Origin of the sequence: Achromobacter sp. UBA5777, from assembly GCF_002418565.1 — a bacterium.
GTDB lineage: Bacteria > Pseudomonadota > Gammaproteobacteria > Burkholderiales > Burkholderiaceae_B > Achromobacter > Achromobacter animicus.
The window spans coordinates 33,912-40,278 of sequence record NZ_DIEJ01000134.1 but is presented as its reverse complement, the minus strand read 5'-3'; the positions used below and the strand labels follow the sequence as shown (position 1 = coordinate 40,278).

The 6,367-nt window shown below is 67.0% G+C and carries 7 protein-coding genes; 3 read left to right on the top strand and 4 right to left on the bottom strand.

The annotated features are described in order from the left end of the window. Positions 1-254: biotin/lipoyl-binding protein (locus tag B3446_RS10010; RefSeq protein WP_291380560.1), on the bottom strand; the 254-nt coding region annotated here is incomplete at its 3' end. A 2-nt stretch (positions 255-256) separates the two neighbouring features. Continuing rightward, the gene (locus B3446_RS10005) at positions 257-1,024 is read right to left on the bottom strand and encodes a TetR/AcrR family transcriptional regulator (RefSeq protein ID WP_291380558.1); all 768 of its coding nucleotides are present in this window, start codon (positions 1,022-1,024) and stop codon (positions 257-259) included. Positions 1,025-1,187: 163 nt separating this feature from the next. On the opposite strand from B3446_RS10005, the gene B3446_RS10000 reads away from it, so the two are divergent. The 3 genes from B3446_RS10000 to B3446_RS09990 all read left to right on the top strand — a co-directional run bounded on the left by B3446_RS10000 (position 1,188) and on the right by B3446_RS09990 (position 3,657). After that, positions 1,188-2,237: an NADP-dependent oxidoreductase gene (locus tag B3446_RS10000; RefSeq protein ID WP_291380556.1), complete on the top strand. Its 1,050-nt coding sequence runs from the start codon at positions 1,188-1,190 to the stop codon at positions 2,235-2,237. After that, positions 2,234-2,914 (top strand): type 1 glutamine amidotransferase domain-containing protein, encoded by a 681-nt coding sequence (locus B3446_RS09995; RefSeq protein ID WP_175136663.1) that lies wholly within the window; start codon positions 2,234-2,236, stop codon positions 2,912-2,914. The genes B3446_RS10000 and B3446_RS09995 overlap by 4 nt, the downstream gene beginning before the upstream one ends. 143 nt (positions 2,915-3,057) lie before the next feature. Then, positions 3,058-3,657, top strand: a complete 600-nt coding sequence (locus B3446_RS09990; RefSeq protein ID WP_291380553.1) for an HD-GYP domain-containing protein — start codon at positions 3,058-3,060, stop codon at positions 3,655-3,657. A 17-nt stretch (positions 3,658-3,674) separates the two neighbouring features. Here B3446_RS09990 and B3446_RS09985 read toward each other — a convergent pair whose 3' ends face one another. Both B3446_RS09985 and B3446_RS09980 read right to left on the bottom strand, forming a co-directional pair. Continuing rightward, a complete protein-coding gene (locus tag B3446_RS09985; RefSeq protein ID WP_291380551.1) occupies positions 3,675-5,273 on the bottom strand; it encodes a glycerol-3-phosphate dehydrogenase/oxidase in 1,599 nt (532 codons plus the stop codon). A 92-nt stretch (positions 5,274-5,365) separates the two neighbouring features. Continuing rightward, positions 5,366-6,157 carry a DeoR/GlpR family DNA-binding transcription regulator gene (locus tag B3446_RS09980; RefSeq protein ID WP_224776955.1) on the bottom strand — a complete coding sequence of 264 codons (792 nt, stop codon included), beginning with the start codon at positions 6,155-6,157 and terminating at the stop codon, positions 5,366-5,368. Positions 6,158-6,367: the final 210 nt, after the last annotated feature.

Sequence of the window (6,367 nt, the reverse complement as noted above, 5' to 3'; positions counted from 1 at the left end):
GCCGCGGCCACCTCCGCCTGCGCCTGATCGCGTGCCGCGGCTTCGCGCGTGGCGTCCAGCGCGTATAGCGGCTGGTTGAGGTCTACCTGCTGGCCGCGCCGCACCGCCAGGGTGTCCAGGCGGCCCGGTTCGGACGAGGCGACATACACGTAATCGCCTTCGACATAGCCCTGGTAGAACGGCTGGTCGTTGTTGCCGCAGCCGAAGAGCGGCAGCAAGGCGAGGGGGGCGGACAGGCGGCGTAGGGTGCGCATGGTCAACGTCCTGGAGGCGGGAAGGGTAGAGACGGCGCAAACAGGCCGCCGGTCAGCATGGCAATGGCGTGTGCCGCAATCGCCTCGTTGCCGATCGACTGCGCCACCGGGTCGTCCTGCCAGATGCGGCGCCACAGGTTGGACGTGGCGAGCGGCAGCAGGGTCAGGCCCAGGATGGACAGGAACACCAGGCGCGGTTCCACGCCCGGTGTGATGGCGCCGCGGCGCTGGCATTCGGCGATGAGGCCGGCAAACGCCTGCAGCCGGTCCGACGGCAGATGGCGCAGCACGCGATCGCGCAGCTGGCCGCCTTCGTTGACGACCTCGTGCATCCACAGCGAAGGCAGCCAGGGCTTTTCCGTGGCGCTTTGCACCACGCGACCGACCACTTCGGTGATGAAACCGCGCGCGGCTGCGGCGGGGTCGGGCGGGGCGGCGGTCGCTACGGCTGCGTCACCGCCGGTGCTGGCTCCCCCTGCAGCGGCCCCATCGCCTTCCAGCGGCACGGGCGCCCACACGAACCCGATCACGGGCACGATCCGTTCCAGCACCACCGCGTCGATCAACTGTTCCCGGCTCTTGAAGTAGTAATGCAGCATCGCCGGCGTGACGCCGGCACGCTGCGCAATATTGGCGATGGTGGTGGCGGCGACGCCTTGGGCGGCGAACAATTGCGTCGCCAGATCCAGCAGATTGGCGCGGGCGGCGGCGTTGTCCGGACGGGGCGGGCGGCCGGGCCGGCGGGCGGGAGGGGGAGAGGCGGAAGGCATGCGGCCGATTCTAATTAAAGACTTAATTAATTAAAAGAGGGTTCGATCAACAGGGTTTCAAGCCGGCTGCGCGGCCATGGGTGGTGTAATGGGCCGGTTCCCCAACCTGCCGCCCGGTGATGTCCGCAAGGCCCGGCCGGCGCTACGAAGGAGACCGAACCTCATGCCGCAATCCGCATCCACCAACCGCCGCATCGTGCTGGCCGCCCGGCCGCACGGCGAACCCACCGATGCCGACTTCCGCCTGGAAACCGGCGACATTCCCCAACCGGGACCGGGCGAGGTGCTGCTGCGCACCGTCTATCTGTCGCTTGACCCCTACATGCGCGGCCGCATGAGCGACGCGCCGTCCTACGCCGACCCCGTGCAGATCGGCGAGCCGATGGTGGGCGGCACCGTGACGCGTGTCCACGCCTCCAATAATCCGCAGTTCCAGGTCGGCGAGTGGGTGCTGGCCCAGACCGGTTGGCAGGATTTCGCGGTGTCGGATGGCGCCGGCCTGTTGCGCCTCGGCGCCAACCCCGAAAACCCGTCCTGGTCGCTGGGCGTGCTGGGCATGCCGGGCTTCACCGGCTACATGGGGCTGTTGGACATCGGCCAACCCAAGGCCGGCGAAACGGTCGTCGTGGCCGCGGCCAGCGGCGCGGTCGGCGCGGTGGTCGGCCAGATCGCCAAGATTCATGGCTGCAGGGTCGTCGGCATTGCCGGTGGGCCGGACAAATGCCGCTACGTCGTCGAAGAACTGGGCTTTGACGAATGCGTGGACCACCGTCAGCCGGACCTGCCGGGGCGCTTGGCAAAGGCAGCACCGCAAGGCATCGACGTGTACTTCGAAAACGTCGGCGGCGCGGTCTTCGATGCCGTGCTGCCCTTGTTGAACCCGCGCGCCCGCATCCCGGTCTGCGGCCTGATCTCGGCCTACAACGCCACCAGCCAGCCCGAGGGCCCGGACCGCCTGGCGCTGCTGATGCGCAACATCCTGACAAAGCGCCTGCGGATGCAGGGCTTCATCATCTTCAACGAATACGCGCATCGCTACGGCGAATTCCGCGAGGCCATGCAGGACCTCATCAAGCAAGGACGCATCAAGTACCGTGAAGACGTGGTCGACGGCCTGGAGAACGCCCCGCGCGGGCTGATCGGGCTGCTCAAGGGTGAAAACGCCGGCAAGCGCATTGTGCGCGTCGGCCCTGACGAATGGAGCGCTACATGAACATCCTGATCGTGCTGACTTCCCACGACACGCTGGGCAACACGGGCCGCAAGACGGGTTTCTGGCTGGAAGAGTTTGCGGCGCCGTACTACGCGTTCCTGGACGCGGGCGCGAAGATCACGCTGGCCTCGCCGCTGGGCGGCCAGCCGCCGCTGGATCCCAAGAGCGACGATCCTGACGCGCAGACCGACGACACGCGCCGCTTCCAGAAAGACGCGGACGCGCAGCGCGTTTTGGCGTCCACGCGCCGGCTATCCGAAGTGCAGGCGTCGGATTACGACGCGGTCTTCTACCCGGGCGGACACGGCCCGCTGTGGGACCTGGCCGAGGACGCCAAATCGGTGGCGCTGATCGAGACCATGCTGGCTGCGGGCAAGCCGGTTTCGGCCGTGTGCCATGCGCCGGGCGTGCTGCGCCACGCCAAGACGGCGGACGGCAAGCCGCTGGTGCAGGGCAGGCAGGTCACGGGCTTTTCCAATGCGGAAGAAGCCGCCGTGCAACTGACCGATGTGGTGCCGTTCCTGGTGGAAGACGAGCTGAAAAAGCTGGGCGGCCTGTACAGCAGCGGCCCCGACTGGCAGTCGCATGTAGTGAGCGACGGCCTGCTCATCACGGGGCAGAATCCCGGCTCGTCGGTGGGCGTGGCCAAGGCGCTGCTGGAACGGCTGAAGGACTGAACGCCGTCACGGCACAACAGCAGGAAGGCGAAGCCCGGCCCCGCGCCCGACGTGCGGCGGCCGGACATCGTTGCGAATTGTGTCAGAATTCCGGCTTTCCGATATGCGCGCGCCGCCATGCCATTGCGGCGCGCAGTTTTCCAATGCCCCCCGACGTACCCGACATCCCCGCAGGATCCTATGAAGCGGCGCTCTTTGCCGCAATACAGGCGCGTGACCCGGCCACCGGCCGGCATTGCAATAGAGTGGCTGCGCTGAGCGTGGCGCTGGCCGGGGCTTGTGGACTGCCCGAGCACGAGGTGGACGTCATTGCCGTGGCCGCGAGGCTTCACGATGTGGGCAAGATCGCCACGCCCGATCGTGTGCTACATAGCCCGCACCGGCTGGTATGGGAAGACTGGGAAATCATGAAGGCGCACGCCGCGGCGGGCGCTGCACTCATCATGCAGACGGCGATGCCGCAGCGCGAAGTCATTGCGCTGGCGGTGCGGCACCATCACGAGCATGTCGACGGCTCCGGTTATCCGGACGGTCTTGCTGGCCACGCCATTCCGCTGCATGCGCGGATCATCTCGGTGGCCGATTCCTACGATGCGCTGGGCGATACGCGGCCCTACCATCCGGCGCGCTCGCACACGCAGATCATGGACATCCTGAACCAGGAGTCGGGATCGAAGTTCGATCCCGACCTGCTGCGCGTGTTCGAATCGTTGATCCGGGAAAGCCGCCTGCGCGTGCCGTAGCGGTTTCCCGTAGCGGATTACTTCAGGCGATAGGTCGCCGCGACGGTGGCCAGTTCCTGCAGCGTGCGCTGCTGCCAGGCCGCGTCGTGGCCCAGTTCCTCGGCCAGGATGCGGGCCACTTCCGGCGCGGCCAGCATCGCGGCCTCCGCATCCAGGAACAGCGCGCGGTTGCGGCGCGCCAGCACGTCCTCGGCACTGCGCGCCAGCTCGAATCGCGCCGCAAAACGCACGTGCGCTTCGGTCAGGCCGCTGGCCTTGACCAGCATGCGCTGCGCGCCGGGCAACGCCTGCAGCGTCGCCAGATCGCTGCCGTAGTAGCTGTCCGGCGTGCCGGCGTGTTCCTGCGACGGGGCAAGACCATTGGCGCCATGCAGCGGCAGCGATTCGGTGCGGCACGAGGCCTGCGTCAGCAGCTGATGCTGGATGGCGGTGTCGACCACGTCCTGCGCCATGCGGCGGTACGTCGTCCACTTGCCGCCGGTGACGGTCACGAGTCCGGCCTTGGACACCAGAATCGTGTGCTCGCGCGACAGCTTCTTGGTGGAGGCTTCGCCGGTCGCCTTGACCAGCGGACGCAGGCCGGCCCAGACGCTGGTCACGTCGTCGCGCGTCGGCTTGCGGCTGAGATAGCGCGCGGCGGTGCTCAGGATGAAATCCACGTCCTGTGCGCCGGCATCCGGGTCAAGCGGCAGATCCTGGCGCGGCGTGTCGGTGGTGCCGACGATGGTGTGGCCGTTCCATGGCACCACGAACAGCACGCGGCCGTCGTCGGTCTTGGGAATCAGCACGGCACGCTTGCCGGGCAGGAAATCCTGCGGCAGCGTCAGGTGCACGCCCTGGCTGGGCGCGACCATCGTCTGCGCGTTCTTGTCTTCCATGCGGCGCACGGCGTCCACCCACACGCCGGTGGCGTTGACCACGCAGCGCGCGCGCAGCGTGAACGACGCGCCGCCGATCACGTCCTCTGCGGTCACGCCGTCGACCTTGCCGTTGGTGGTGGTCAGGCCCGTGGCGCGCACGTAGTTGACGGCCGTGCCGCCCAGGTCAAAGAGCGTGCGCATCAGGCTCATGGCCAGGCGCGCGTCGTCGAACTGACCGTCGTAGTACAGCACGCCGCCCTTCAGGCTGCGCCCGCTGACGGTTTCAGCAAGGGTAGGGGCGTTAGCCAGCGTTTCGCGCCGCGACAGCCAGCGGCTGGGCGACAGGTTCAGCTTGCCGGCCAGCATGTCGTACATCTTCAGGCCGATGCCGTAGAACGGCTGGTCCAGCATCGTGTAGGCCGGCACCACAAAGCCCAGCGGCCACACCAGGTGCGGCGCGTTGCGGTTGAGCAGGCCGCGTTCATGCAGGGCCTCGCGCACCAGGCTGACGTTGCCTTGCGCCAGATAGCGCACGCCGCCGTGCACCAGCTTGGTGGCCTTGCTGGACGTGCCCTTGGCGAAGTCGGCGCCTTCGATCAGCAGCGTCCGGTAGCCGCGCGCGGCGGCGTCGACCGCCGTGCCCAGGCCGGTCGCGCCGCCGCCGATGACGATGACGTCCCAGGAATGCGTGTTGTCCAGCGTGTTCAGAAGACGGCTGCGGTCGGGCGGGGTGACGGAGGCGAGGGGTTGGTTCATGTTCTTTTAGGGCGGCAGGGCCGCGAGGTAAATGCGTCGATGTGCTTGCCGGCGGGGCTTGCGCGGACGATGCGTCCGCGGCGGCGCGCGGATCAGGGTGTAGGTTTGGGGACGTGCGGTGCGGCGGCGACGTCGCAGCGCACGCCAGCGTCCAGCAACACTTGTGCCAGCGGTTCCTGCGGATGCGCGTCGGTGAAGAAGCGGTCGATCTGCGAGATATGCGCCAGTTCCACCATGGCCTGGCGCTTGAACTTGCTGCTGTCGGCGGCCAGCCAGACCTCGCGCGACTGCTCGATGATCGTGCGTGCCACACGCACTTCGCGGAAGTCGTAATCGCGCAGGGTGCCGTCGGCCTCGATGCCCGAAATGCCGATCAGGCCGATGTCGACCTTGAACTGCCGGATGAAATCCATCGTGGCTTCGCCGACGATGCCGCGGTCGCGCGAGCGCACCACGCCGCCGGCGACGATGACTTCGCAATCCGGGTTGTCGGACAGGATGTCGGCCACGTGCAGGTTGTTCGTAATGACGCGCAGCCCGCGATGGCGCAGCAGCGCGCGCGCAATGGCCTCGGTGGTGGTGCCGATGTTCAGAATCAGCGAACAGCCGTCCGGCACCGCGCGCGCCACCGCTTCGGCGATGCGCTGCTTGCCGGCGGCGTGCAGCCCTTGGCGCTTGCGGTAGGCGATGTTCTCGATGGTGGAGGCTTCAATGCGCACCCCGCCGTGAAACCGCGACAGCAGGCCGGCTTCCGAAAGGATGTTGACGTCCCGCCGCACGGTCTGCAGCGTGACGTCGAAACGTTTGGCAAGCTCTTCGATCGAGGCCGAGCCTTGGGCCCGCACCATTTCGATCAGCGCGCTCTGTCGTGGATTCAGTGTCATGATCGAATGATAAAACAACAAAAGCGAAAAATAATGACGCACCGCAAGATTGTTTTTTGTTCGCTTCTTCAGTAAAACGCACAAAAAACGAAAGCCATCTGAAAGAGTATGCTCATCGTGTTGCGCCCGCGCGGGAACGTGAGGGCGCGCAAGCTGGGACGCTGTGCCGAATACCGAAGTCCGTAGAAAACAGGGACGTATAAGTAGGTT